At 51.6% G+C, this 24,585-nt stretch carries 21 protein-coding genes; 2 read left to right on the top strand and 19 right to left on the bottom strand.

The window, feature by feature from the left end:
- Positions 1–41: 41 nt before the first annotated feature.
- Positions 42–854: an SDR family oxidoreductase gene (locus TH61_RS09915; RefSeq protein ID WP_066512757.1), complete on the top strand. Its 813-nt coding sequence runs from the start codon at positions 42–44 to the stop codon at positions 852–854.
- A gap of 21 nt (positions 855–875) precedes the next feature.
- Here TH61_RS09915 and TH61_RS09910 read toward each other — a convergent pair whose 3' ends face one another.
- From TH61_RS09910 to TH61_RS09875, 8 genes are all read right to left on the bottom strand, one after another.
- Entirely contained in the window at positions 876–1,313 is a 438-nt protein-coding gene (locus TH61_RS09910; RefSeq protein WP_066508726.1) for a hypothetical protein, read from the bottom strand.
- Between the two features lie 162 nt (positions 1,314–1,475).
- Positions 1,476–1,832: a hypothetical protein gene (locus TH61_RS09905; protein WP_369796881.1), complete on the bottom strand. Its 357-nt coding sequence runs from the start codon at positions 1,830–1,832 to the stop codon at positions 1,476–1,478.
- A complete protein-coding gene (locus TH61_RS09900; RefSeq protein WP_066508725.1) occupies positions 1,822–3,627 on the bottom strand; it encodes a hypothetical protein in 1,806 nt (601 codons plus the stop codon). The genes TH61_RS09905 and TH61_RS09900 overlap by 11 nt, the downstream gene beginning before the upstream one ends.
- A 174-nt stretch (positions 3,628–3,801) precedes the next feature.
- Positions 3,802–4,170, bottom strand: a complete 369-nt coding sequence (locus TH61_RS09895; protein ID WP_066508724.1) for a hypothetical protein — start codon at positions 4,168–4,170, stop codon at positions 3,802–3,804.
- A gap of 103 nt (positions 4,171–4,273) precedes the next feature.
- Positions 4,274–4,699, bottom strand: coding sequence for a RidA family protein (locus TH61_RS09890; protein ID WP_066508722.1), 426 nt, complete (start codon positions 4,697–4,699; stop codon positions 4,274–4,276).
- Between the two features lie 113 nt (positions 4,700–4,812).
- Positions 4,813–6,129, bottom strand: coding sequence for a hypothetical protein (locus tag TH61_RS09885; RefSeq protein WP_066508720.1), 1,317 nt, complete (start codon positions 6,127–6,129; stop codon positions 4,813–4,815).
- Positions 6,107–6,721 (bottom strand): anti-sigma factor, encoded by a 615-nt coding sequence (locus TH61_RS09880; RefSeq protein ID WP_066508718.1) that lies wholly within the window; start codon positions 6,719–6,721, stop codon positions 6,107–6,109. Before TH61_RS09880 ends, TH61_RS09885 begins: the two co-directional genes overlap by 23 nt.
- Positions 6,722–6,764: 43 nt before the next feature.
- Positions 6,765–7,325, bottom strand: coding sequence for an RNA polymerase sigma factor (locus TH61_RS09875; RefSeq protein ID WP_066508716.1), 561 nt, complete (start codon positions 7,323–7,325; stop codon positions 6,765–6,767).
- A 230-nt stretch (positions 7,326–7,555) separates the two neighbouring features.
- Here TH61_RS09875 and TH61_RS09870 point away from each other — a divergent pair, with 230 nt between their 5' ends.
- The gene (locus TH61_RS09870; RefSeq protein WP_066508715.1) at positions 7,556–8,506 is read left to right on the top strand and encodes an alpha/beta fold hydrolase; all 951 of its coding nucleotides are present in this window, start codon (positions 7,556–7,558) and stop codon (positions 8,504–8,506) included.
- Here TH61_RS09870 and TH61_RS09865 read toward each other — a convergent pair.
- From TH61_RS09865 to TH61_RS09810, 11 genes are all read right to left on the bottom strand, one after another.
- Positions 8,503–9,003: a DUF4442 domain-containing protein gene (locus tag TH61_RS09865; RefSeq protein WP_066508714.1), complete on the bottom strand. Its 501-nt coding sequence runs from the start codon at positions 9,001–9,003 to the stop codon at positions 8,503–8,505. The genes TH61_RS09870 and TH61_RS09865 overlap by 4 nt on opposite strands.
- 132 nt (positions 9,004–9,135) lie before the next feature.
- Positions 9,136–10,686 carry an aldehyde dehydrogenase family protein gene (locus tag TH61_RS09860; protein ID WP_066508713.1) on the bottom strand — a complete coding sequence of 517 codons (1,551 nt, stop codon included), beginning with the start codon at positions 10,684–10,686 and terminating at the stop codon, positions 9,136–9,138.
- Positions 10,687–10,824: 138 nt separating this feature from the next.
- Positions 10,825–12,318, bottom strand: coding sequence for a Do family serine endopeptidase (locus tag TH61_RS09855; protein WP_066508712.1), 1,494 nt, complete (start codon positions 12,316–12,318; stop codon positions 10,825–10,827).
- Between the two features lie 182 nt (positions 12,319–12,500).
- A complete protein-coding gene (locus tag TH61_RS09850; RefSeq protein ID WP_071887951.1) occupies positions 12,501–12,935 on the bottom strand; it encodes an Hsp20/alpha crystallin family protein in 435 nt (144 codons plus the stop codon).
- A 618-nt stretch (positions 12,936–13,553) separates the two neighbouring features.
- Complete coding sequence (locus TH61_RS09840; protein ID WP_066508710.1) at positions 13,554–14,756, bottom strand: M20 family metallopeptidase; 1,203 nt, start codon at positions 14,754–14,756, stop codon at positions 13,554–13,556.
- 117 nt (positions 14,757–14,873) lie between these two features.
- Complete coding sequence (locus tag TH61_RS09835; RefSeq protein ID WP_066512754.1) at positions 14,874–15,407, bottom strand: SPOR domain-containing protein; 534 nt, start codon at positions 15,405–15,407, stop codon at positions 14,874–14,876.
- An 11-nt stretch (positions 15,408–15,418) separates the two neighbouring features.
- Complete coding sequence (deoC, locus tag TH61_RS09830) at positions 15,419–16,090, bottom strand: deoxyribose-phosphate aldolase (protein ID WP_369796880.1); 672 nt, start codon at positions 16,088–16,090, stop codon at positions 15,419–15,421.
- Positions 16,080–19,463 carry a preprotein translocase subunit SecA gene (gene secA / locus TH61_RS09825; protein ID WP_066508706.1) on the bottom strand — a complete coding sequence of 1,128 codons (3,384 nt, stop codon included), beginning with the start codon at positions 19,461–19,463 and terminating at the stop codon, positions 16,080–16,082. Before secA ends, deoC begins: the two co-directional genes overlap by 11 nt.
- 235 nt (positions 19,464–19,698) lie before the next feature.
- Positions 19,699–21,930: a dTDP-4-dehydrorhamnose reductase gene (rfbD, locus tag TH61_RS09820; RefSeq protein WP_071887825.1), complete on the bottom strand. Its 2,232-nt coding sequence runs from the start codon at positions 21,928–21,930 to the stop codon at positions 19,699–19,701.
- Positions 21,923–23,113, bottom strand: coding sequence for a UDP-galactopyranose mutase (gene glf / locus TH61_RS09815; RefSeq protein WP_066508704.1), 1,191 nt, complete (start codon positions 23,111–23,113; stop codon positions 21,923–21,925). Before glf ends, rfbD begins: the two co-directional genes overlap by 8 nt.
- Before the next feature lie 57 nt (positions 23,114–23,170).
- Entirely contained in the window at positions 23,171–24,475 is a 1,305-nt protein-coding gene (locus TH61_RS09810) for a glycosyltransferase family 1 protein (protein ID WP_066508702.1), read from the bottom strand.
- Between the last annotated feature and the right edge of the window lie 110 nt (positions 24,476–24,585).

Here is a 24,585-nt window from a genome sequence, read left to right as displayed (position 1 = left end):
ACAACGCAGGTACTCTCACAGGACCTTATTATGAACATCTTATGACTACTTCTGCATCTTCTCAACGATTAAATGGCCAGGTGGCCTTGGTAACCGGCGCCAGCTCAGGAATTGGTCAGGGCATAGCCATCAAAATGGCCCAGGAAGGAGCGCGTGTGGTAATCAATTACTACTCTGATGAGGAAGGTGCCAAAAACACCCAACAGGCCATTGAAAAAGCGGGAGGCAAGTGCTTGCTGGTCAAGGCAGACGTGTCAAAAGAAGCAGAGGTAGAAGAGATGTTTGCCAAGGCGAAGAAGGAGTTCGGGACCATTGACATTCTGGTGAACAATGCGGGCATTCAAGAGGACGCCGATTTTCTGGAGATTACCCTGGAGCAATGGGAGAAGGTCATCAACACCAACCTGACGGGGCCTTTCTTGTGTGCCCGGGCAGCGGCCAGAGAGTTTGTGAAAAGAGGCGTCAAGAAAAAGACCTCTGCGGCGGCGGGCAAGATCATCTTCATCAGCTCGGTGCATGACATCATTCCCTGGGGCGGACGGGTGAACTACACCACCTCCAAAGGCGGCGTCATGATGATGATGAAAACCCTGGCGCAGGAACTGGCACCTCAGAAGATACGGGTGAACAGCATTTCGCCGGGGGCCATTAAAACAGATATTAACAAGGACGAGTGGAAGACCAAGGAAGGCCGGGAGCAAATGTTGTCGCAGATACCGTATGGCAGAATTGGAGAGCCCGACGATATTGCCAGAGTGGCGGCGTGGCTTGCCTCTGATGAGGCGGATTATGTGACAGGGGCTACTTTGTACGTAGACGGTGGCATGACCCTGTACCCCTCTTTCGCGGAGTAAAGGAAAGTGATTTTAAGCCTACTAGTTGGTTTTAGGACGGCAGGCGTATTCTTCAATAGAATGCTCCAGCCAATCTACGGCTTCTTGCTCGGTCATGAAGGCTTTTCTGTGTACGTTGGGATGGGGCTCAGTCAAGGCGGTGAAGGTCTCTCCTTCTTGCAGACGTTGCATCTGCCGCGGGTTCAGGAGCCAGGCCACGCAAAGTTGGGCCGCTACCATCTGTAAGGCTTTGGGGTAGAACTCTTCTACCAGCCACTGACTTTCCTGTTGGGTTACTTCTCCTTTAGAACGGCAGTCTAAGAGCCAGGAGGCAGCTTCGTTCTCCTTGGCCATTCCTAAAATAGCCAGGCAGTTCAGCTTAAATTCCGTGAAAGAAACAGGCTGCTGCCACCGGATGATGACCGTCTGCATGTCCTTTCTGTAGGAAATCTTTATATGTTTGCTTATTCCTACCTGCATAATGGGAAAGGTTGAAGCTTATGGTTTAGTCATGACCATTGCACTTGTAAATAGGAGTTGTTTGAGAAATGAATATAAAGCAAGTAATTCTCAAAAACAAGTTCTCCACAAGCTTTTCAACAAGCTTCCCACAGATATAGTATATATACTGATATTCTAATTTTAGAAACTATGCCGTCTGCGGGCCTCGTGCAGGTTTTTGCGCATGGTCAAGAACTGCTCCATGCACTGCTGCAGAAACTCCTCATCTAGCCAGGTCTTAATCTCTTCATCTCCAGCCACATCCATCTCGCTCACTTTATAGGTCTGCTCAAACGGGCCCAGCTCCAGCTTAATCAGGTACTTGCCGTTCCAAGCTAATAGGGTGATTTTAATTTCTGGGTGAGGGATGTCCGCTACAACGCGCATGGTATTTTTGGTTAGTTGAAAGGCAAAGGTAGAAAGATTGTCATGGATGAGAGGAGCCCTGCCGTTTTTGGCCTCTTTTCTGGAAATCAGCCCGAAAACGCTAGACTTCAATCCCCATCTGGCGCATGAGCTGGCTGGCGTTAAAGCTCTTGCAGATGCCCGGCCGAAGGGTATAGTCAAAATGCAGCTGGCCGTTGTCAAAGTAACTATTAAAGCTGAAGTTCTCCACCGAGCCCGGCAGTTCGTCTTCCATGTTGCCCAGCTCCAAGTCATGGGTAGACACAAAGCCCGAGCAGAAGCGCTTGTGCAACTGCCTGATCAGGGCCATGGCGCCCTCGTGCCGGTCATGCGAGTTGGTGCCTTTCAAAATCTCATCCAGAAAGAAATATACGGGCTGACCCGTGGCAGTCAAGTCAATAAGAATCTTAAGGCGCTTGAGCTCGGCGTAGAAAGACGAGGTGTTTTCTGCCAGATTGTCTTCGGTGCGCATACTGGTATACACCTGCGCGGGATAGACGGTTAAGCGTTTGGCACAAACCGCCGCGCCCGCAAAGGCCAGCACCATGTTCACGCCCACTGCCCGCAGAAACGTACTTTTACCTGACATGTTAGACCCGGTGATCAAGGCAGTGTGCCCTGCCCCGCTAAAGGCCAGACTGTTGGCCGTGCGACCCAAACTGAAAATCAAGGGATGGCTCAGCTTTTCGGCGTCAAACTGGAACGGCTCTGGGCTGATGACCGGGATGGCGTAGTCGGGATTGGCGTACTGGAAAGCGGCCAGGCTGGCCAGGGCCTCAAACTCGGCGGCGGCGTTCAGGACCTCGCCAATGTTGGCCGACATGGTTTTCTTCCAGCGCTCCAGCCGCCACATCCAGATAAAGTCCCACATCAAGGCGTGGTTCAGGATGAAGTTGAGGTAGGTATTAAGCCGCGCTGACAGATACTGGATAATGGAGGCCAGTTGCCGCACGTGTTCAGAGGCGGGCTTGTCGTCTATCTTGAGTTGTTGTTGCAGGTGCCGGGCCTTGGCGCTCTGGAAGGTTCTACCCTCAATGTGCACCAGCATGTCTGTGTAGCTCTGCAAGGTCTCATACATGCCCGTGCTTTCCTCATAATACTCATCGCGCTGGCGCTGGTACTTGACGGCAATTAGAAACTGGATGACCACCAAGCCCACAAACGGATAATGCGAGCCTCCCTCCTGTGACCAGTAGATAATAGAAGCGATGGTGAGCAAGGGAAAGAGAAAGGTAGCCACCGCCAGCCAGGCTTTACCCTCAAAGAAATTAGGGTTCTTTAGCCAGAGCAGAAACGGTTGTGGCAGTTGCTGCGTTTTGCGGTGATGGTGCATGCCCCGCGCCTGCAGGTTCTGCCGCCATTCCAAGTCGGGGGCCAGTTCTGCCACTGCCTCTTGCCGGGCCAAGATTTCTGCTGGCGCGGCAGGGGCCTTAAGCCATTGTGCCAGCCGCTGCTGCCCTAATCGCGTGACGGCTCGGTTCAATAGTTGAAAGATGGAGTTCGACCCGAATACGTCTAAGTCTGCCGTGTAGTAGTGGTTGGGCTCCTCAAACTCCTGCCCATCTGCCAGCAGGTCTTTGAAATTGCCGCGCAGGCGCTCCTGCTCTGCCCGATTGATAAGGCCCAGATACAGCTGGTGTTTGCGCTTGTACTCTACCTTGTTGTGCCAATGGATAAGTCCCGCGAAGATGAAGTACCCTGCCAGCAAAATAGAAAGGCCAATGGCCGGCTTGTCATAGTAAAACAACAGCACGCAGGCCGCCACCGCTCCTACCACAAAGGCCAACCGGAACCAGCCAATCCATCTGTGTTTACTGGCAAACCGTTCTTCTTGTGATAAAAAACGTTGCTCTCTCTTTGCGAACAGCCCTTCCGGGGAATCTGTCATATCTAATGATTAGTGATGAATGAGTAATGACCAAAAGGATGAGTATTGATGAAGCAGTTTTTTACACTCAATAATAACATACTAGGCTAAACGGCGGGCGAGGCCATCGGACGAAGACTAGCATTCAGGTAATGTTGGTTTTAGTACTCCTTGATTTACATACACAAGAGTTGATTATCCAATAATGGCAATAACTATTGTAGAAAGTATAGCTAAAAAGAAAAGCGCCCATCCTGACACCTGTGTAAATCGGGCAAACCGTTTGTAGCTGAATTCATTGTTTCTCTCATCATAATGGTCAACCACAACTGATAATAAATTTAAGACGGCACATAAAAAAGCGGCATACATAATCCAAGCCGACACACCAGTCAAACTCATTCCCTTGGTGAACCTGGCTGGTATGTAGAAATCGTTATTTACTATGCCATAAGTCCCATAAATCAAGAGTGCTAGAGACAAGACGATGTTTATCCCCCTCTCTTCAGGAGGAATTTGGTTTGGAGAATAATAACGGAATGATTTTTTTATCTGATTGCCCATTAATTAACTTATGTAGTAAACGCGAATAAACGGCCACTACTTACATTGATAAAATTTTATAATTTATATTTCAACCAACATTTCCCTATTAATCATTCTCTCATTAAATAGTGGCGATGCATTTCAGTTCTATAGCAATGGGCGTGGGCAGGGCGTTTACCTCTACCGTAGTGCGGCAAGGCTGGTTGTCTTTGAAATACTCGGCGTACACCTTGTTGTAGGTCTGGAAGTCCTCTTTCATGTTGGTCAGGAAAACGGTGACGTCCACCAGGTTATCCCAGGAAGAGCCGGCCTCCTCCAGAATGGTGCGCACGTTTTGGAAAACGGCGCGGCACTGCACGGCAATGTCATAGTCGGCTATCTGGCCGTGGGCGTCCAACAACACCCCGGGTATCTGCTTCTGCCCCTTCTGCCGTGGGCCTACCCCAGAAAGGAACAGCAGGTTGCCTACGCGGCGGGCGTGCGGGTACAGGCCCACAGGTTCTGGGGCGCTATTAGAATGAATAGGGTCTGAAGAAGAAGTAGTCATAGTACATCCGTTTTTAGCCTGTTTTTCCTAAAATAACCGAAAAACGCCTGGATAACAAAAAAGCGAACCCGTTGGGGCTCGCTCTTTCTAACGCGTGGGGGTAGGATTTCTTATTAGTTGAACTGGACAGACCCGTATTTAGAGGTCACGTTCACCAGTCCTTTGGACGCTGCCTTGCCAAACTTGCCCTTGTAGGTAGCAGAGGTATTGCGCACTTCCTTGAAGCTGTAATCCACCAGATCCTGGTCTACTTTTAAATTGCCGTAAGAGGTGTTCACGTCAAAGTTGAAGGCTGTCTTGTCTGCGAAGTTCAGGTTGATGGTGGTATAGCCACCGTTCACATCTATCTTCTTGAAGCCCGAGGCAATGTTGGCAATCTCAAACTTAGAGCAGTACTTCATCTCCATGCCAGCAGACTCTTTCAAGTTGGTCACCGTGAAGGTAGTGTAAGAGCCTCTACCAGACAGCTGGTTTACATTGCCTACCTTAAATGCTCTGTCATAGCGGCTTTCAACGGCCAGGGCATCAATGTTGTCAATAGCGATGCTGCTGTAGGCCGTGGTGGTCATGAGGGTCTCCGCGGAGTTCAGCTTGAAGGCCGAGTACTTCACGTTGAGGTTGCCGCCGCGCATGTAGTCTACCGTTGAAAGGTCTTTGCCGTACTCCAGGGTTACCCGGTTATGCTTGTTGTTCAGGCGTCCGGCGTTGATGGAACCGTACTTCACGCTCACCTCGCTGGGTCCATCCAGGTCGGGCAGCACTACATCGCCAAATTTGTTGTAGATGGCCACCGGATTGGCCTTCGGCATTTTCACCAGGTAGTTCACCTCAAAGCTCTTGCCGCTGGCCGTCTGAATGTGCATGGGCTCGCGCACGGTCACCACCGACACCAGGTTGCTGCCTTGGCTGGCCTGAATGTTGATCTTGTCCAGAATCTCCTGGGCTTTGGCGTCTGTGCTGGCTCTGGTGATGATGTTCACCTCTACGGCAATCTCGTTGCGGTTCCAGGTCTGCACTTCTACCTTGCCAAACTGGTTCTCCACGTTCAGTTTGTCCGCAGAGCTCACTTTGAACGTCTTGCTGAACTTCTTGGACTTGGTGAAGTCATAGGCGTTGGGTTGCGGCTGCTCCACCTCGGGATTGGAAACGATGACCACATTGGGTTGCTCCAGATTATGAAGAAACTCCAGCGCCTGACCTGCCTTTACCAACTGCAAAGCGTTCTTGGTTTCTCTAGAAGCAATCAGCAGCGCTTCTTTCACGCTGGCAGATACTTCTGAGGCCACGTGGTTTTTATCTAAATACACTATTTGGGTGCACGGCGCGGCCGAAGGGACTGGCGGCGCAGGCATTTCTTGTCCCCTCGCGGCGGTCAAGACCAAGCTTGCGGCCAGGGAAAGGAGGACCTTAGTAGATAGTAGTGGTTTCATCTGTACTTTGTTTTTTAACGGTCTGTATGTTCTCTAAAATGGCCAGCTGTCTGTTTAAGATGGCAATGCGCATTTTTAGGTTGTCACTCATGGCCTGGATCAGTTCGGCCTTATTGGGGGTGGTGTATAATTCCTGCTTTAACTGGTTGTAAGAGGCGTCTAGGGCTTTGGCTTCCTGCTCCCATTCTTTCTCCATGCCCAGCGCTTTCAAATCATATTCTTGCAACTGGGACTCTTTCTGCTCAATGATGCTCACAAACTGGGTTTCAATCTGCTTCAGCTCCGGGGCAATCTTCTCAAGGCTGGCGGGTTGCGTGGCGGCCAGCTGAGGTGCCTGCGCCGAGTTGGCACCGTAGTACCAGGCCGTTAAAAACACAGATACTAACATGGCCACGGCGGCGGCGTAGCGCCAGGCCACGTTCCAGTTCATGGACAGGATGGAGGCTTCTTTGCCGGCGGTGGGTTCTACGTGCATGGTGGTCTGCCCAGGCTCCAGGTCGGCGGCAATCTCCTGCCACAGGTCTGGGCGCGGTGCGAAGGAGTCAAACTCATCGCGGTGGGCTTTTACGAAATCTTCTAATCTATCTTTCATGGCGGTTAAGCGGTAAATTCGTTTTTTGGTTGTTTTGGAGAAATCAGGCTAAAAACGCCTCTTCTTCCATGAGGCCCAACAGTTTCTTGCGGGCCCGGCTGTATTGTGACTTAGAAGTAGCCTCACTGATGCTCAGGATGTCGGCAATCTCGCCGTGGTCGTATCCCTCCAGCAGGTACAGGGACAGCACCACGCGGTAACCGTCTGGCAGTTTCTGGATGGCGCGCCGAATGCTCTCCACCTTGTACTGCATCTCTTCCTCGTCCATGTCTGGCCCGTCATCTGCCACCTCCATGTAATCTTCCATGGGCACTACCTGCAGGCGCCGGCTGCGCACTTTGGTAATGGACTTGTTGATGACTATGCGCTTGAGCCAACTGCCAAAAGTAGAGTCCCCCTTAAAGGTGCTCAACTCTTTGAACGCGCTCAGAAACGACTCCTGCAGGACATCTTCTGCCTCTGTGTAGTCATTGGTGATGCGCATGCTCACGTTGAACATGGCTTTGCTGTAGAGCTTGTAGAGCTCATATTGCGCTTTGCGGTCGCCCTCTTTGCAGCGGGCCACTATGTGCGCGTTTACGTCTGTGTATTCCAGCGTCTCCAAATTGTAAAGGTGTTAAGGCCTTATCATATGCTTACTCCATTTGCAGTTCCCGGAACAACCCTAACGCGTCTTCGCCCAACTGCCTACCCATCCTGTGTTCCTAATACTTCTGACCTAAAGACTACCTCAAAAGCCAATAGTTGCACCGATGTCCGAAAATATCTCTGCTTTTTTAATCGCTTTAAATTACCCTGAATTTTTCCGTATTTCGCGGAAATTATCAAAACATCATGAAAACTGTATATACATTCATTATCAGCTGCTTAGCCCTCATTTTTACGGTAAGTGGCACCCAGACGGCCATGGCGCAGGCCGCCACCCAACCCCGCGAAACCAAGCTGACCATGAGCGATGGCACTGAGTTATATGTAAAAATCTCTGGCAAAGGCCGCCCCTGCGTGTTCATTCACGGCGGTCCCGGGGCCTGGAGCCATTCTTTTGAAGTGCTGGGCTTGAACACCCTGGAAGATTCTGTGCAGATGATCTATGTGGACCAGCGCGGCAGCGGCCGCTCGGGCAAAGCCCCCACCGGCAATTATTCTTTGCAGCGCATGGCCCAGGACTTTGACGAGGTACGGCAGCAGCTGGGCTACCCAACATGGACGGTGCTGGCCCATTCCTTCGGGGGGATCATTGCCACCGAGTACGCGTATTACTTCCCGAAGACCATCTCCCGGATGATCATGCTCAACACCACGCTCAATCTGGAATACTCTGCCAAGGTGCAAATACAGAAAGGCTTGGAGATTCTGAAGCCAGCAGACACGACTCCGTTTCTGGACCCAAAGCGCCCTTACATTGACCGCTTCATGGCCATCATCCAGGCCTTGAATGAGAAGAACGCCTACCACCAGCTTATGTACACCACAGCAGAGGGCTTGCAAAAAATGAATGAGGAAGATGCCAAGCGTCCCAATAACTACGCGTTTGGGCAGGCTTGGGCCAACTCACCGGAGTATTTTCAGGATTTCACGGAGGTGACCAGGCACTTGAAAATGCCGGTGCTCGTGATTTCCGGGGAGCAGGATTTCTCCATTGGGCCAGACCATTACAAGAGCTTTAAATTTCCACACCAGACCACGGTCTCCATGCCCGGCGGGCACGTGATTTACCTGGAGCAGAACGCCCAGTTTCAGAAAGCAGTGAAGGAATTCTTAAAGAAGACCAGCCGCAAGATCTAGCTTCTGGCCGCGCGGGCTTTATAGGACCAGGTAATTCTAAAGCGGGCCACCTCCTCGCCCTGCGCATCATGGCCAATGCTGAGGGTCTGCAGGCTGCTTCCCTGGCCGGTGGTTTGGGTTTCTTTGACGGCGGCGGCAATCTCATCCCCGTCGGCGCAGGTAAACGTGATGGTACCCACTGCTTTCTTGGAGAACTCGGCCTCCATGTTGACCACCAGCATGGAGACAGACGGGTTGGCCTTATAGAGGTACATCATGGACAACACGCCAGAGGACAACTCAGCAGCCATGGCCAGACACGCGAAGTAGATGGATTTAAACGGATTCTTGGTGAGGTAGCCGTATTTAAGCGTGACTTGGGCCTCTTGCTCAGAAAGGTATTTGATTCTGCAGCCCGCCAGATACGCCATGGGCAGGTTCTTAAGCAGAAACAGCCTCAGCTTGAACGGATTGGTGATCTGTCTCTGGAATTCAAGAAGGTGCGCTTGCTCTGCCATGGCCTAAAAGCATTGATGTCCTGAAAAGGTACAAATCCTTTTGCCGCTTTCAAACAGAAAGGCCGCCCTATATGCAGGGCGGCCTTTCTGTTTTTGGCTTGTTTTCTGGGAATTAGCCCAAAAAACGGATGTCTAGATGTCAAACTTGATGCCCTGCGCCAATGGCAGTTCTCTACCAAAGTTGATGGTGTTGGTCTGACGGCGCATGTACACGCGCCAGGCATCTGAACCCGATTCGCGCCCGCCGCCGGTCTCTTTCTCACCGCCGAAGGCGCCGCCAATCTCAGCGCCAGACGTCCCAATGTTCACGTTAGCAATGCCGCAGTCAGAACCCCAGTGGCTTAAGAAGGCTTCGGTCTCCAGGATGTTGTTGGAGAAAATGGACGAAGACAAGCCTTGGCGCACGCCGTTCTGCACCTCAATGGCGTCATCTACAGAGCCCGTATATTTAATCAAGTACAAGATGGGCGCAAAGGTCTCTTCCTGCACGGTGTGGTACTCGTTTTTAGCCTCTACAATGGCCGGGGTCACGTAGGTGCCCGTGGCGTACTCTTCGCCTTCCAGCACAGTCCCGCCTATCAAGAGCTTACCGCCTTCTTTCTGCACCGCCTCCAACGCATGTAAGAACGAGTCCACGGCATGCTTGTCAATGAGCGGACCTACCAGGTTGGTGTCCTTTAACGGGTTTCCAATAGGCAGCTTGGCGTAAGCGTTCAACAGTCGTTCCTTCACCGAGTCATAGATACTCTCATGAATAATCAAGCGGCGGGTGGAAGTACAGCGCTGACCGGCGGTACCTACGGCGCCAAATACCACGGCGCGCATAGCCATGTCCAAATCAGCGTTCTCCGTGAGGATGATGGCGTTGTTACCGCCTAACTCTAGCAAGGATTTACCTAAACGAGCACCCACGGCCTCGCCTACTTTCTTGCCCATGCGGGTAGAACCCGTGGCAGACACCAAGGGCACGCGTCCGTCATGCGCCATCTGGCTGCCAATGCTGGCGTCACCTATGATAATGTTGAACACGCCTTCCGGCACGTTGTTTTCCTCTAATACCTCTTTGATGATATGCTGGCAGGCCACGGCTGTCAAAGGCGTCTTCTCAGAAGGCTTCCATACCACGGTGTCTCCGCAGATGGCGGCCAGCATGGCGTTCCAGCTCCAAACTGCCACCGGAAAGTTAAACGCCGAGATGACGCCCACCACGCCCAGCGGGTGGTACTGCTCATACATGCGGTGCGTAGGGCGCTCTGAGTGCATGGTGTAGCCGTGCAACTGCCGGGACAACCCAACGGCAAAGTCGCAGATGTCAATCATTTCCTGCACCTCGCCTAAGCCTTCTTGCAAAATCTTGCCCATCTCATAACTTACCAGTTTGCCCAACGCGTCTTTGTTGTCACGCAGTTTTTGACCAATCTGACGCACCACTTCGCCACGTTTGGGTGAGGGCCAGGTGCGCCATTCCATGAATGCCTCTTGGGCCTTGCTGATGACCTTATCATAATCTTCTGCGGTGGCCATGCGCACAGAGGCAATCTTACTTCCGTCTGTGGGCGAATGGATGGTGCGGGACTCTTGGTTCTTGTCACCGCCCCATTGCAGACCGGTGCTGTAGGCGGGGTTGGTTTCTTGGATGCCTAACTCAGAAAGCAAGGCGGGTATATCTATGATTTGTGTCATGGTAGTGATTTTAAAGGAATGGATATGGTTGATACAAGGAACTCTACAAACCTAAAGAAACAAAAAAGCTCCTGCAAGCATGCAGGAGCTTTTCAAGTCAGGCCGTTTTTGGCTTATTTTTCAGGAATCGGCTCAAAACTAACGACCAATGGCGTAATAGGCCCTACGGCCGTCTGGGTACACGCCTTCAATCAAGAGACCACCCCGACGAGTGCCACGTAAGATTTCATTCACGTCTTCTGGCGAGTTGGTAGGCTTCTTGTCAATCTGGGTGATGATGAAACCGTCTTTGATGCCAGACTCAGCGAAGGTGCTTTTCTCAATACCAGAGATTTTCACGCCGCCCGTAATGTCCAGACGGTTCAACTCTTGCTTGGAGGCTGCCTCAAACTTGGCGCCCGCAATGGTCATGGACTTAGGCGAGTTAGGATCACGTTTCACAATCTCTGTGCTACCATTGGCATTGCGCAAGGTCACGTTGGTCAATTTGGTGCTACCGTCACGGCTGTAACCCACCTTGATTTTATCACCAGGACGGTAGCGGGTCACTTGCTCTTGTAACTGGGCACCTGTGTTCACCTTCACGCCGTTGATTTCGGTGATTACATCACCTTCCTCAATACCGGCAGACTTGGCGGCGCTGCTCTCAGAGAAACCAGCCACGTACACCCCGTTCAGGTTTTTCAGCTTTTTCTCGGCGGCAAACTTGGCGTCAATCTCTTGCATCTGCACGCCTAGCAAAGCGCGCTGCACTTCGCCGTATTTCAACAAGTCATCTACCACTTTGCTTACAATGGCGGATGGCACGGCAAACGAGTAGCCAGAGAAGGTACCAGTCTGCGACGCGATGGCCGTATTGATCCCAATCAAATCACCGTTCAGGTTCACCAAAGCGCCCCCACTGTTACCAGGGTTCACGGCGGCGTCTGTCTGCAGGAAGGACTCTACGCTCATGCCGCTGGAATTCTGAAGAATACCCACGTTGCGGCCTTTGGCACTGATGATACCAGCCGTCACGGTTGAGTTGAGGTTGAACGGGTTACCCACGGCCAATACCCACTCGCCCACTTTCACGTTGTCTGAGTTGGCGTAGCGCAAAGCCGGTAGGTTGTCAGAGTTGATTTTCAGCAGGGCAATGTCCGTGTTCGGGTCTGAGCCTACCAGGGTGGCTTCAAACTTACGCTTGTCGTCCATGATCACCTCAATCTTGTCTGCCTTGTCAATCACGTGATTGTTGGTGACAATGTAGCCGTTGGAGGCAATGATCACCCCAGAGCCTGAGCCCAGGGCCGGACCTTGTTGGCGCTGATACCCTTCCATGCCCTCGTCCCCGAAGAAATCACGGAAGAACGGGTGCATCTCACTTGGCATCTGGCGCGTCTGCATTTTGTATTCCGTGGTCACGTGGACCACGGCCGGGGTCACCAGCTCGGCGGCCGTCTGGAAGTTCAAGCCTTCTGGCACTACCACCTTGCCGTCCCGCATGGCACTGGTGTACCGTACGTTGGTGTTGGGCAACTGCTGTCCCGCAGTGGGCTGATCATCTTCCAGCAGTTTATAGCCCCCAATGGCCACGCCCCCGCCCATCATGGCAGAGAGCATTAGGCCTAGCATTAGTTGTTTCGTTTTCATACAATAGGTTAGCTATATCTGTTAAAACTCAGGTGTATAAGGAATGTTTTCGCGGAGCGTTACTGCTTTCTTTCTTGTACGTCTTTAACGCTAAAATAACAAAATTGGTATTTACTTGTCCACAAATATGACGCCAAAAAGGCGCTCTTTAGGCGCCTGTCTGGGGTATGGGAGAGCTTGCGTTATTTCACCGCAATCTGGTGCTTGACTACCTTCTCTTCCACCTTGGGCACGGAGATGTGCAGCACGCCATTCTCAAACTGAGCGTCTATGGCGCTAGCGTCTACCTGCTCTGGTAATTGGAAGGAGCGGCTGAACTTACCGAAGTTGCTTTCCACTTTGTGGAACTTCAGATCCTGGCCGTTTTCCTTGGGCTTGCGCTCACCGCTTACCGTCAATACTCCCTCTTGGAATTCTACGTTGATGTCTTCTTTGTAAACGCCCGGCAAGGCCAACTCTACTTCATAAGCGTCTTTGGTTTCCCATAGATCTACCTGCGGTGTAAAGCCCTGCGTCTTGCGCGTTGTCACGGCCTCGTTGATGAAATTGTCTAACAAGCTGCTAAACGTCTGAGGCATTCTGTCTTGGTAAAACGGATGATATTTAACCACTGTCATTGTCTTTTTATAGTTTTTAGGTTGAATTTTGACTTGATACTTACTCTTCAGTAAATTCTGTACCAATTGGAATTTCAGCTGAAAACCAGACATTCCGTCTGTATTTGCTTTTTTATCCGGATTTTAATACGACATACTGTCTGATTCAGAAAGTATGAGATGTCGTTTTTGACTTGTTTTTCAGGAATTAGGCTGAAAACGGATTTACCGGAATAGAACTCTCCTAGTAGATTAGCTAAGCTATTTTTTGAGAAAGCAGAAACGTGCCGTGTGTCTACCTAGGCAAACCATCCTACTTCTTATGTCATCCTGAAAAGATCTTGTGGGCCAGCTGTTAGAGCGCGGCCTAAGAAAGAAGATGGTATTTGATGATAGTTGAAAATGATGATAGTTGAAAAGGTGAATTGTTTCATAGCCAATTCTTGGCTAGTTCGCCCACTAGGTCCTTTCAGGATGACAAAAATGGAGAGGCACTTCATGTGGGTAACGCAAGTTACAAACTTGCCACATGGCAGCTCCAAGTTGCAAACCTGAAGCATAGTATATACACAAAAGCCGCTTTTGGCCTGGCTTCTGGAAACCAGGCCAAAAACGGCTTTTGTGTTTAGGGCAATTTAATTACTTACTAGCCAGCGCCTTTAGCTCTTGAATAGCTAGATAGGCCATTAAGCCACTGCCAATCTCCAAGGCTGACTCATCTATGTTGAAGGTTGGCGTATGTACAGGCGAGGTGATTCCCTGAGCCTCGTTGCGGGTGCCCAGGCGGTAGAAGCAGGCGTCGGTGGTTTGGGAGTAGTACGCGAAGTCCTCAGCAGTCATGTACATATCCAAGTCAATCACGTTTTCCTCTCCTAAATACGCTTGCGCAGCCGCTTTGGCGCGGGCCGTGAGCTGGGGTTCGTTCTTCAGAAACGGGTAGCCGTCCATGATGTTGATGTCACAGGTACCGCCCATGCTTTCCACCAGCCCTTCGGCCAGCTTCTTCATGTGCTGCTTGGCCTCGGCACGCCAGGCTTCGTCCATAGTCCGGAACGTGCCTTCTATTTTAACTTCACTGGGGATGACGTTGGTGGCCCCGTTGGCGATGACTTTGCCAAAGGACAACACCGACGGCGTTTTGGGATTGGCTCTGCGGCTCACAATCTGCTGTAAGGCCACTATCAAATGCGCCGAAATCAACACCGGGTCTACCAATTGCTCGGGAAGTCCGCCGTGGCCGCCTTTGCCTTTGACCGTGATGTAAATCTCATCTGCACTAGCCATGTACATGCCAGATCTAAAGCCCACTTTACCCACCTCCAGGGGCGTGAACACGTGCTGGCCTAGGATGCTCTGCGGCGCGGGGTTCTGCAAAACGCCTTCCTTGATCATCAAGGACGCGCCTCCCGGAAACTTCTCCTCGCCGGGCTGAAAAATCAGCTTTACCGTTCCTTCAAACTGGTCACGCAATCCACTCAAAATACGGGCGGTGGTGAGCAGCGAAGAGGTATGCACATCATGGCCGCAGGCATGCATCACGCCTTCATGCTTGGATTTGTAGGCTACCTCGTTTTGTTCCAGAATGGGCAAGGCGTCCAGATCGGCGCGAAGGGCGGTAGTGGCTTTGTCTGGGCTTTGGCCTTTGATGAGGACTACAATTCCAGTATCTGTCATGCGCCGGGGCTCCAGGCCAAACTCCTGCAACTTGGCAAACACGTAGGCAGACGTCTCGTGCTCCTGAAAGGAAAGCTCTGGGTGCTGGTGCAGGTGTTGCCGCGTGGCTATGGTGTCTTGCGCGTACTGCTGGGCAAGCGACCGTATCTGGTCTTTGAGGTCTTGCATGATGTTACAAGTGGTAAATGCTTTGGCAAAGGTAAGGTATAAAACGAAACTGCCGTTTTCGGCCTCTTTTCTGGAAAGTAGGCCAAAAACGGCAGTGCCTCAATTTATGGGTTTCCGTTAGAAGTTCTTAGGGATGTTGATGGTTTCGGGCACGATCAAGGCGTTGGGGATCAAGTCTTTGATTTTGGACAAGGCTAGTTGTGCCTCTACCCGGCTCATATAATCACCCACTTTTAACTGATAGGTAGGCTGCTTGTAGGTGAGGTAGTCTTTGTCTGAGGGCAGGCGCTGAATGATGCTGTTGCGCAAATCCATGGCCGCCTTGCGCTCATTGCCCGTGAAGGCCAGAATACGGTAGCCGTTGGCATACTTGATGTTTTTGTTGGCCAAGGCCACGCTGTCCATGAGACCTTCTACCTGATTACGCACGTGATGCGTAGGCGTCACCGCCGCCATGGGAGTAGCACCAGTAGTAGAAGCAGATGGAAAAACCGTGCGGTATTTGCTGACGTCAATTGCCGTCGCCGACCCGCCGCCTTTGCTTTTAGCCGAAGTGGAAGAAGTAGTGTCTCCGTTGGCGGGCGTGCTACCGCTGGCGGCGCACCCGGTGAGAACGGCTACAAAAACCCAAAGAAGTGCTTTAGTTGTCATCTGTGTCCAAGTCATAGCAGAGAGACGCCGGAGGATGTTCCAATCCGGTCTGCCCCTGCCTTCACCAACGCAAGTGCCGCTTCCTTGGTTTTGATTCCGCCGGAAGCTTTGATTTTAATATGTTCTGGTAAATGGGCGCGCATCAAGAGAATGTCTTCTACGCTGGCCCCTCTGGCGGCAAAACCCGTGGAGGTTTTCACGTAATCCACCTCGGCCTGCACGCAAAGGGAGCAAATCTGGATGATTTCTTCTGGACTGAGCAGCGCAGTTTCAATGATCACCTTCAAGACAGCATTTTTGAAATGGCACAGGGTGCTCAGTTCGTGCAGTTCGGCGGTGACTTCATCTAAAAGCCCAGACTTGAAGGCGGCAATGTTCATGACCACGTCAATCTCCGTGGCGCCTTCAGAGAGGGCTTGGTGCGCCTCAAAGAATTTTACTTTGGCCAATTGATAACCCAACGGGAAACCCACCACGGTGGCAATCTGCACGCCGGTGTCTTGCAAAGCGTCTACCGCCTGCCGCACAAAGCACGGCGGCACGCACACGGCGGCAAACTGATGGTCAGCGGCCTCTTGGCACAACTGGGCCACCATTTGCTGGGTGGTGTCAGGCCTAAGCACCGTATGGTCAATATACGGTGCCAGGCTCTGCTCCATTAAGTTATCCAGATTAGTCTTCAATGAGGATGCAACGGTTGTTGAGCAAGTCGTTTTCTACGGTCTTGTACTTCACGTCTTTCATCACACGTCCGTCTGCGTACTGCACGCTCACGCGGTCATTGCGGCCGGCGTGCTTCTCTACCCTGATAGGTGCCTGCTTTTGCACGGGCGCCTCTGGCATGTTTGGCATAGATGGAACGCGCTGCTCTTCTAGCGTTGAATGTACTTCTTCTTTCTGCTCCTGCAATCTTGGCGGTCTTGGCGCTTGCGTAGCGCGGGCTTCCTGCACCGGTGGTGCCTGCTCCTGTTGCTGTGGCAAGTCTGCCTTGAACAAGAAAGAGATGGTCTCCTCGTTCACTTTGGCAATCATGCGCTTGAACAACTCAAACGACTCAAACTTGTAAATCAAGAGTGGGTCTTTCTGCTCGTACACCGCATTCTGCACACTTTGCTTCAGGTCGTCCATCTGGCGTAGGTGCTGCGTCCATGCTTGGTCAATAGTCGCCAGCGTGATGATTTTCTCAACGGTTTTGATGAGCTCCTTGCCATGGCTGTTCACCACTTTCTCCAGGTTAGCCACCGCAGTGATTTGCTTACGACCATCTGAGAACGGAACCGCAATGTTTTCAATCATCGGGCCGCGGTTCTCATAAATGTCCTTCATGATTGGCGCCGACTGCTCCATGATGTGCTTGTTCTTGCCCAGGTAGAAATCTAAGGCCTCGTTGTACAAGCGGTCAATCAAGGTATTTACCGGCTGTGACGCTAATTCTGGGGCGGTGATGCTGGTATTGAAACCGTATACTCTGATGATGTGCAACAAGAAGTCCTCATGGTTGCCCGTCACTTTGTAGGTGTTCACAATGTCCACCGCGGTGTCGTCAATCATGGTCCAGATGTCCAGCTCCAGACGCTCGCCGTAGAGGGCGTTGCGACGGCGTTTGTACACCACCTCGCGCTGGGCGTTCATCACGTCATCATACTCCAAGAGGCGCTTACGCGTCCCGAAGTTGTTTTCCTCCACTTTCTTCTGGGCACGCTCAATGGAGTTGGTGATCATGGAGTGCTGAATCACTTCACCTTCCTCCAGACCCATACGGTCCATTAAACGGGCAATGCGGTCAGAACCGAACAAGCGCATTAAGCTGTCATCCAATGAAACGAAGAACTGCGAAGAACCCGGGTCACCCTGACGACCGGCACGACCACGCAACTGGCGGTCTACGCGGCGCGACTCATGGCGCTCAGTACCAATGATGGCCAATCCGCCGGCGGCCTTAGATTCAGGCGCCAGCTTAATGTCCGTACCACGACCGGCCATGTTGGTGGCGATGGTCACAGTGCCTGGCTTACCGGCTTCGGCTACAATCTCAGCCTCGCGCTGGTGATGCTTGGCGTTCAAGACTTGGTGCGGAATGCCGCGTATCTTAAGCATACGGCTCACCAACTCAGAAATCTCTACCGAGGTAGTACCCACCAGCACCGGACGGCCCTGTTTGGTCAGCTCCTGAATCTCTTCGGCAACGGCGTTGTATTTCTCTCTGATGGTTTTATAAACCTTGTCATGCTCATCCTTGCGCTGGGCTACGCGGTTGGTAGGAATCACTACCACGTCCAGCTTGTAGATTTCCCAGAACTCACCGGCTTCCGTCTCAGCCGTACCGGTCATACCGGCCAGCTTGTGGTACATTCTGAAGTAGTTCTGAAGCGTTACCGTGGCATAGGTCTGCGTAGCATCTTCTACGCGCACGTTCTCCTTGGCTTCAATGGCCTGGTGCAAACCGTCTGAATAACGACGGCCTTCCATGACGCGGCCCGTCTGCTCATCCACAATCTTTACCTTGTGGTCTTCGGTCACAATGTACTCAGTGTCCTTCTCAAAAAGGGTGTAGGCTTTCAGCAACTGGTTGATGGAGTGCACGCGCTGAGACTTCTCCTGGTAATCCTGGATAAGCTTTTCTTTTTGGTGCAGTTTATCGTCAGCTGACAGTTCTTTGTGGCTTTCAATATTGGCAATCTCGGTTCCAATATCTGGGAGGATGAACAATTGCGGGTCTTCGCCTTGACCTGTAATCAAGTCAATGCCTTTCTCCGTTAGTTCAATCTGGTTGTGTTTCTCGTCAATAGTGAAGAACAACGGCGCATCTGCCTCTGGCATCTGACGCGAGTGGTCTTGCAGGTAGAAGGCCTCTGTCTTCAATAACAACTGGCGCACCCCGGTCTCACCCAAGAACTTAATCAAAGGCTTGTTTTTAGGCAAACCTCTGTAGGCTCTGAATAAGGCCAGACCGCCTTCTTTGTCGTTGCCTTCCTTGATTAGGCGCTTGGCCTCCACCAGGAAGTTGCTTACCAACTTGCGCTGGGCTTCTACCAGAGAAGCCACACGTGGTTTCAGGATATAGAATTCGTGCTCATCACCACGTGGAACAGGACCAGAAATGATGAGCGGCGTACGGGCATCGTCAATCAAAACGGAGTCCACCTCATCCACCATGGCGTAGTGGTGCTTGCGTTGTACCAGCTCATCTACCTCACGGGCCATGTTGTCGCGCAGGTAGTCAAACCCGAACTCGTTATTAGTACCGTAGGTGATGTCTGCTAGATAGGCTTTGCGACGGGCGTCTGTGTTAGGCTGGTGCTTGTCAATACAGTCAATGGTGATGCCATGGAACTCAAACAAGGGCGCCATCCACTCAGAGTCACGCTTGGCCAGGTAATCATTCACGGTTACCACGTGCACGCCGCGCTTGGCAAGTGCATTCAGGAACGATGGCAGGGTTGCTACCAACGTCTTCCCCTCACCCGTGGCCATCTCGGCGATTTTACCCTGGTGCAAGACAATTCCACCAATCAGCTGTACGTCATAGTGCACCATGTCCCATACCACCTCAGTACCGGCGGCGTTCCAACGGTTGGCCCAAACAGCTTTGTCGCCTTGTAGCTGTACGTTTGGTTTGCGGGTAGCAATCTCACGGTCAAAGTCTGTGGCAGTTACACTTAGCTGACCAACTTCTTTATACCGGCGGGCGGTTTCTTTGACAATGGCAAAGCCTTGGGGCAGCACTTCCATAAGCACTACCTCCAGTTCTTTGTTGCGGTCTTTCTCCAGCTCGTCAATCTGCACGAAAACGCCTTCCTTCTGGGCTATGTCCAGGTCTGGCTCGTTTTCTATGCGTTGGTGTAAGGCCGCTATTTTATCATCAATGGGTTTCAGACGCTCGGCAATGGTAGCCTGTACCTGCTGGGTACGTTGGCGCAGTTCGTCGTCAGAAAGGGAGGCCAGTTTTGCGAACTCTTGGTTGATAAGAGCCACGTACGGCATTACTTCTTTGATGTCCCGTTCTGACTTAGTGCCGAAAAGTTTGGCGACTGTCTTCCCAAAAAAATCAAACATATAGAGCTATTTAAAAGATGTACTAAGATTCAATTTCAAAAATAAGCGGATTTTCCGACAATCTGCTACTAAGCCAAAACAATACCAGTCCCGGAACAGTGCCCCAGACCTGACGCGATGGCAGATAAATTTAAAAAATTGAAAATCAGGAAGAAATTCCCGTGCATGAAAAAGCCGTTTTTGGCCTGATTTCTGAAAATCAGGCCAAAAACGGCTAAAAAGATTGGTCTACTTTTTAGGCTTGCGCCGCCATTTCAAAGGAAGCATCTGGCTCTTCTACCGCTACTTCTTGCGGTCTGAAAGGCACCTCACTTTGGCGCAGGAATCTACCCAAAGCATCTTCTACGCTAGGCAAATGAATTCCTTTGCCGGAGGCCAAGGCCGTGAAAGATGGTCTAGGCGCTGGTAGGTTCATTTCATTTTGAGAAACGTTTTGCAGATACGGAGCGGACTCCAAACCCGCCACCTTGGCAGAAAGCTCAGCCAATTGGGCCCACGTATAGGTACCTTGGTTGGCCACGTGCCAAATGCCATGCGCCTTATCCAAGAGCAAATCAAGGCTGGCATGCACTAAGTCTGGAACGTAGGTAGGCGTGATATAGGCATCCTCACAGGCAGTAAACTGCTCCCCCTGCGCGAAGGCGCGCAGGGCATGGTACACAAAGTTATGTTCATCCCATGGGCCAAAAAACGCGCTAGTTCTAATTACCAAGGCTTCTGGCATAGCGACAAGCACCTGATTCTCTGCCAGCAGTTTGCTGCTACCATAGATGTTTAATGGGTTGGGCTGATCGGTTTCAACATAAGGCTCCTGTTTATCCCCGTCAAAGACTAAATCTGAGGAAAACGTCACTAAGGCAATGTGATGGGCATGACAGTGCTTAGCCAGACACACAGGTCCTTGGGTGTTTTCGCGGTAGCAGGCCACAGAATCTTCCTCGGCGTCATCTACGCGCACGTAGCCGGCGGTATTGACTACGGCCCACGGCTTGTATTTGGCGAAGGCTTCTTCAACAGAGTCTGCATCGGCTATGTCCATGTCCTGCCGGGTCAAAAGCACGTAGGGCAAACCGCGGTCTTCGCAGATTCTGGCGAAGGCCCGGCCTAAGGTGCCAGTGGCGCCGGTGATTAAAATGGGCTTGTGCTCATTCTCTTCACAGGACAAGGCATAACACTCTGTATAATCTTGGGTGTCTGGGTAAATAGCTCTGGATGGACGTTTCCACCAACCGGGCAGGCGAGCAATGGGATGAGCGTCTTCGCCAGCGGCAAGTTTTTTCAAGAGGTGCGCTGCCGCCGTTGGCCGGGGCGTGCCACTTCTTACGTCAAACACGCCGCACTCATAATGCCCATTAGACTGGGTGAGCAGGGTGTTCCAGTCAAAGGAGCCTAGTAAGGACCAAGCCGTTACAGCCGGTACGTTTTTGCCTTGTTTCTGTAAAAACAGGGCAGAATCCCAAACGTCATGCAGCCACCGCATCTGTTCTTCTCTGGAGCATCCCAAATGGGCTTCGGTTACCACCACTGGTTTCTGGTAGCGGTCACAGGCGTCTGTCAATAGCTTTTGCAGGCCCACCGGCGTGGCCGCACTTACGCGCACCGCCTCTACGTCTGCGTAGCGGTGCTGCCCGTTGCTGCCATGGGTATGGACCGGATATTGGATTAAATGCTCGTCTAAGTACCGTTCACTGGTCACGTAGTAATTCACGCCAATGATGTCTGCCGGGCAGGGATTCGCTACAAAATCCAGCAAGTCTTGAGCAGGTAGCTTAGAGCTGATTAAGTAGCCCCATAACGGATGGCTTTTATCAACTTTACCAGCTAGCATGTCCCAAGAGAGCCAGCGTCTGTGGTTCTCAAAGTCGGCTTGGTATTGAAGGGTGGGTGTAGCATGGATGTAGCCCAGGTCATCGGTCTGCACCAGTTTGGCCTCAGGGGTAATTTCCCGGATGGCCTGCATGGCCAGTTGCGTTCCTTTTATCTGGTGATAGAGTGCTTTGACAAACGAGGCATCGTCTTGGGCATGCGGGTACCACAACCCATACAAGGCACTGAACCTGGCTGTGGTCAAGGGCTCGTTGATGGGCGTGTAATGCGTGACCCAAGGAAACTGTTTGGCCACGGATTTAGCGTAGGCCGCAAACTTCTCTGGGAAGCCGGGGTCAAGCAAATTAGTATACTGCGGGCCGCTGCCATGGTGCAGCAGGCCCACAATAGGATCTATGTGAAGGGCGCGCAGTTTATCTAACCGCTCAGTGGCCCATTCCCAATTCAGGTTTTCTGGATGTTCTGGGGCTACGTGCTCCCAAAGCACAGGGTACCGTAATTTCTTGATGCCCAGGTCTGCCAATGCTTCTAAGTCTGACAGCCTCTGTGCATGCCCGCTCTGTGCCAGCTGATCAAAGTAACGGTCCCCTACCCGGTTGACTGTACACTCAATGCCGCCCCAAAGCTCAAGGTTACCCATTCGTGCTCAGTTTGGTGGAACTTCCGTTAAGGGCCTGACGCACTTCCTTAGGCAAGCCAGAAACGCCTTCTACTTCAGGCAATTCCTCCTTTGGGCTTCCCATCAGTTTCTTGTGCAAGGTCAGGGCTTGGGCCACTACTTGGTCCATGTTGTAATATTTGTAGGTAGCCAGTCTGCCCACAAAATGAACGTTGGGCGTAGCCTCGGCTAGTTTCTTGTACTGGTTGTACAACTCAGCGTTTTCTGGTCTAGGCACTGGGTAGTACGGATCGCCTTCGGCGCGCGGGAACTCATACACCACGCTGGTCTTCTGGTGCTGCTGACCGGTCAGGTATTTAAACTCCGTGACGCGGGTGTACAAATGGTCATTAGGATAGTTGACCACTGCCACCGGCTGAAACACTTCTTTGTTAAGCGTCTCATGCTTGAACTCAAGGGAGCGGTATGGCAACTTGCCGAACTTAAAGTCAAAGTACTCATCTACCGGCCCCGTAAAGATCATTTCCTTGAACGGAATGAAATCAATGATCTCATGGTAGTCTGTGTTGAGCATGATCTTGATGTTGGGATGGTCCAGCATCTTCTCAAACATCTTGGTGAAGCCGTGCAGCGGCATGGCCTGGTAGGTGTCTGTGAAGTAGCGGTCATCCCGGTTGGTACGCGTGGGTACCCGTGAGGTCACCGACTTGTCCAGCTCAGAAGGATCCATGCCCCACTGCTTGCGGGTGTAGTTCTTGAAGAACTTCTCATACAGCTCACGGCCCACTTTGCTCACCACCACGTCCTCAGAAGTACGCACGGTGTCTACTTTCTCGGCCACCGACTCAAAGAACTTGTCCAGTTCAAAAGAGGTCAGGTTTAAGCCGTAGAGCTGGTTGATGGTGTCCAGGTTGATGGGCATGGGCACCTGTTGGCCGTCAACGCTGGCCAATACGCGGTGCTCATAAGAACGCCACTCCGTGAACTGGCCCAGGTACTCAAAAACTTCCTTTGAGTTGGTATGGAAGATATGCGGTCCGTACTTGTGTACTAAGATGCCTTCTTCATTGTAATGGTCATAAGCATTGCCGCCAATGTGCGGACGCTTGTCTATCACCAATACTTTCTTGTTAGAATAAGAGGCCAGTCTTTCTGCCAAAACACTTCCGGCAAAACCAGCACCCACAATCAGATAATCAAACATATAGAGGTTCGTAAATCTCGTTTTTTACTTATTTTCTAGAAAAGAGCCTTTTTTTGGCTAGACGCCGGCTCTTAACTTTTTCTCTTGCTTTTCTTTAGAGACACTGTGCATCAGGTGCACCATGTTCTGCCAAGTCTTATCCCAAGAGATGCCGGCCAGGTAATCATCTGTGCGGCGCATCCAGTCCTGGTCTTCTTTCTGGGTAAGGGCTTTCTCAATGGCGGCTTCAAACGCTTCTGACGTCTCTGCAATGTGCACTAGGCTCAAGTCACCGTAAGGCCGCACCACGTCTCTGATAGGCGTAGACACAACTGGTCTGCCTGCGGCCAGGTACTCAGGCGTTTTGGTAGGGCTGATGAACTTGGTAGACTCATTCTGCGCGAACAACAGCATAGCTACGTCCCAGCCGGCCAAATAAGAAGGCAGTTCTTTATACGACTTGCCCCCTAAGTAATGGATATTTTCGGCCTTCGGCAAATGCGCCGGGTCAATTTTCACCACCGGCCCGATGATGACAAACTGCCATTCTGGGCGCTTAGTAGACAATTCTCTGAGCAGCTCAATGTCAAACCGCTCATCTACCACGCCAAAGAAACCCATCCTTGGATGCGGAATGTTGGCTTGGTCTGCCGGCTCCTCATGGCTTTGACGGGCCGTGGCGAAGTGGGCTTTGTCAATGCTGCTCGGGAAGGCATACACCTCTTGGTGACGGTCTTTCTTGGCCTCATACAAGCTCTGCCCGCCCGTAAACACCACATCGGCTTTGGCCAACATCTCAGTTTCCAGTTCTAACAGTCTTGGTGGCGCAAACTTAAAGGCAGACAGCTCATCCATGCAGTCAAAGACGGTCAGGCTTGGTTTGAAATGGCGCGTGATCTCCAAGGCCATGGGCGTGTAGTACCAGAAGACAGACTGCTCCAGGTTATTTTCCTTGAAGAACACGTTGAGCAATTCAATCTGCTTGGCATCAGACTCGTCTGGCGTCAAGCCGTGCGGCAAATGCGCGATGACCAAAGTCACTCTTCCATCTTCACGCAGATGCGTCTCTAGCCTTGGCTCGGCGTTGTCTTCAAAGTAGGGCTCTTCAAAGAAATACAGCTGGGTATGTTTGGCAAATCTTGAAAGCAAATGCTGAGGGCGCTGATACACAAAGTCCCAACGCAGGTGTGACAGACACACAATAGCCGGAACGCTTTGCAAATAAGTCTCTACATCAAAGGCCGGACTTTTCTTAACAGACACCTTTAAAGAACTGGGTACTATGGTGGGGGAATACGTGGTGTTTGAGGTATTCACTTCTGGCTCAGAAGAAACATAGCTGCTCCCTACGCCAGGGACGAAATCAGAATCTAAATCCAACATGTTATGAAGTATAGCTAGGTATATCAAAACAAAGAGAAACGTCGCCGTTTCTCTCTTAACTACCTACTATACGCACAAACCCCAAAAAGGCTGCACATTTGCCTTACAGA

This window comes from Rufibacter sp. DG15C, from assembly GCF_001577755.1.
GTDB lineage: Bacteria > Bacteroidota > Bacteroidia > Cytophagales > Hymenobacteraceae > Nibribacter.
This window is presented reverse-complemented; position numbering and strand designations above follow the sequence as displayed.

Bases quoted from the DNA above. Each gene is read 5' to 3' on its own strand.
- TH61_RS09915 (WP_066512757.1), top strand. From the start codon at position 42: ATGACTACTTCTGCATCTTCTCAACGATTAAATGGCCAGGTGGCCTTG.
- TH61_RS09910 (WP_066508726.1), bottom strand. From the start codon at position 1,313: ATGCAGGTAGGAATAAGCAAACATATAAAGATTTCCTACAGAAAGGAC.
- TH61_RS09900 (WP_066508725.1), bottom strand. From the start codon at position 3,627: ATGACAGATTCCCCGGAAGGGCTGTTCGCAAAGAGAGAGCAACGTTTT.
- TH61_RS09895 (WP_066508724.1), bottom strand. From the start codon at position 4,170: ATGGGCAATCAGATAAAAAAATCATTCCGTTATTATTCTCCAAACCAA.
- TH61_RS09890 (WP_066508722.1), bottom strand. From the start codon at position 4,699: ATGACTACTTCTTCTTCAGACCCTATTCATTCTAATAGCGCCCCAGAA.
- TH61_RS09885 (WP_066508720.1), bottom strand. From the start codon at position 6,129: ATGAAACCACTACTATCTACTAAGGTCCTCCTTTCCCTGGCCGCAAGC.
- TH61_RS09880 (WP_066508718.1), bottom strand. From the start codon at position 6,721: ATGAAAGATAGATTAGAAGATTTCGTAAAAGCCCACCGCGATGAGTTT.
- TH61_RS09870 (WP_066508715.1), top strand. From the start codon at position 7,556: ATGAAAACTGTATATACATTCATTATCAGCTGCTTAGCCCTCATTTTT.
- TH61_RS09865 (WP_066508714.1), bottom strand. From the start codon at position 9,003: ATGGCAGAGCAAGCGCACCTTCTTGAATTCCAGAGACAGATCACCAAT.
- TH61_RS09860 (WP_066508713.1), bottom strand. From the start codon at position 10,686: ATGACACAAATCATAGATATACCCGCCTTGCTTTCTGAGTTAGGCATC.
- TH61_RS09855 (WP_066508712.1), bottom strand. From the start codon at position 12,318: ATGAAAACGAAACAACTAATGCTAGGCCTAATGCTCTCTGCCATGATG.
- TH61_RS09850 (WP_071887951.1), bottom strand. From the start codon at position 12,935: ATGACAGTGGTTAAATATCATCCGTTTTACCAAGACAGAATGCCTCAG.
- TH61_RS09840 (WP_066508710.1), bottom strand. From the start codon at position 14,756: ATGCAAGACCTCAAAGACCAGATACGGTCGCTTGCCCAGCAGTACGCG.
- TH61_RS09835 (WP_066512754.1), bottom strand. From the start codon at position 15,407: ATGACAACTAAAGCACTTCTTTGGGTTTTTGTAGCCGTTCTCACCGGG.
- secA (WP_066508706.1), bottom strand. From the start codon at position 19,463: ATGTTTGATTTTTTTGGGAAGACAGTCGCCAAACTTTTCGGCACTAAG.
- rfbD (WP_071887825.1), bottom strand. From the start codon at position 21,930: ATGGGTAACCTTGAGCTTTGGGGCGGCATTGAGTGTACAGTCAACCGG.
- glf (WP_066508704.1), bottom strand. From the start codon at position 23,113: ATGTTTGATTATCTGATTGTGGGTGCTGGTTTTGCCGGAAGTGTTTTG.
- TH61_RS09810 (WP_066508702.1), bottom strand. From the start codon at position 24,475: ATGTTGGATTTAGATTCTGATTTCGTCCCTGGCGTAGGGAGCAGCTAT.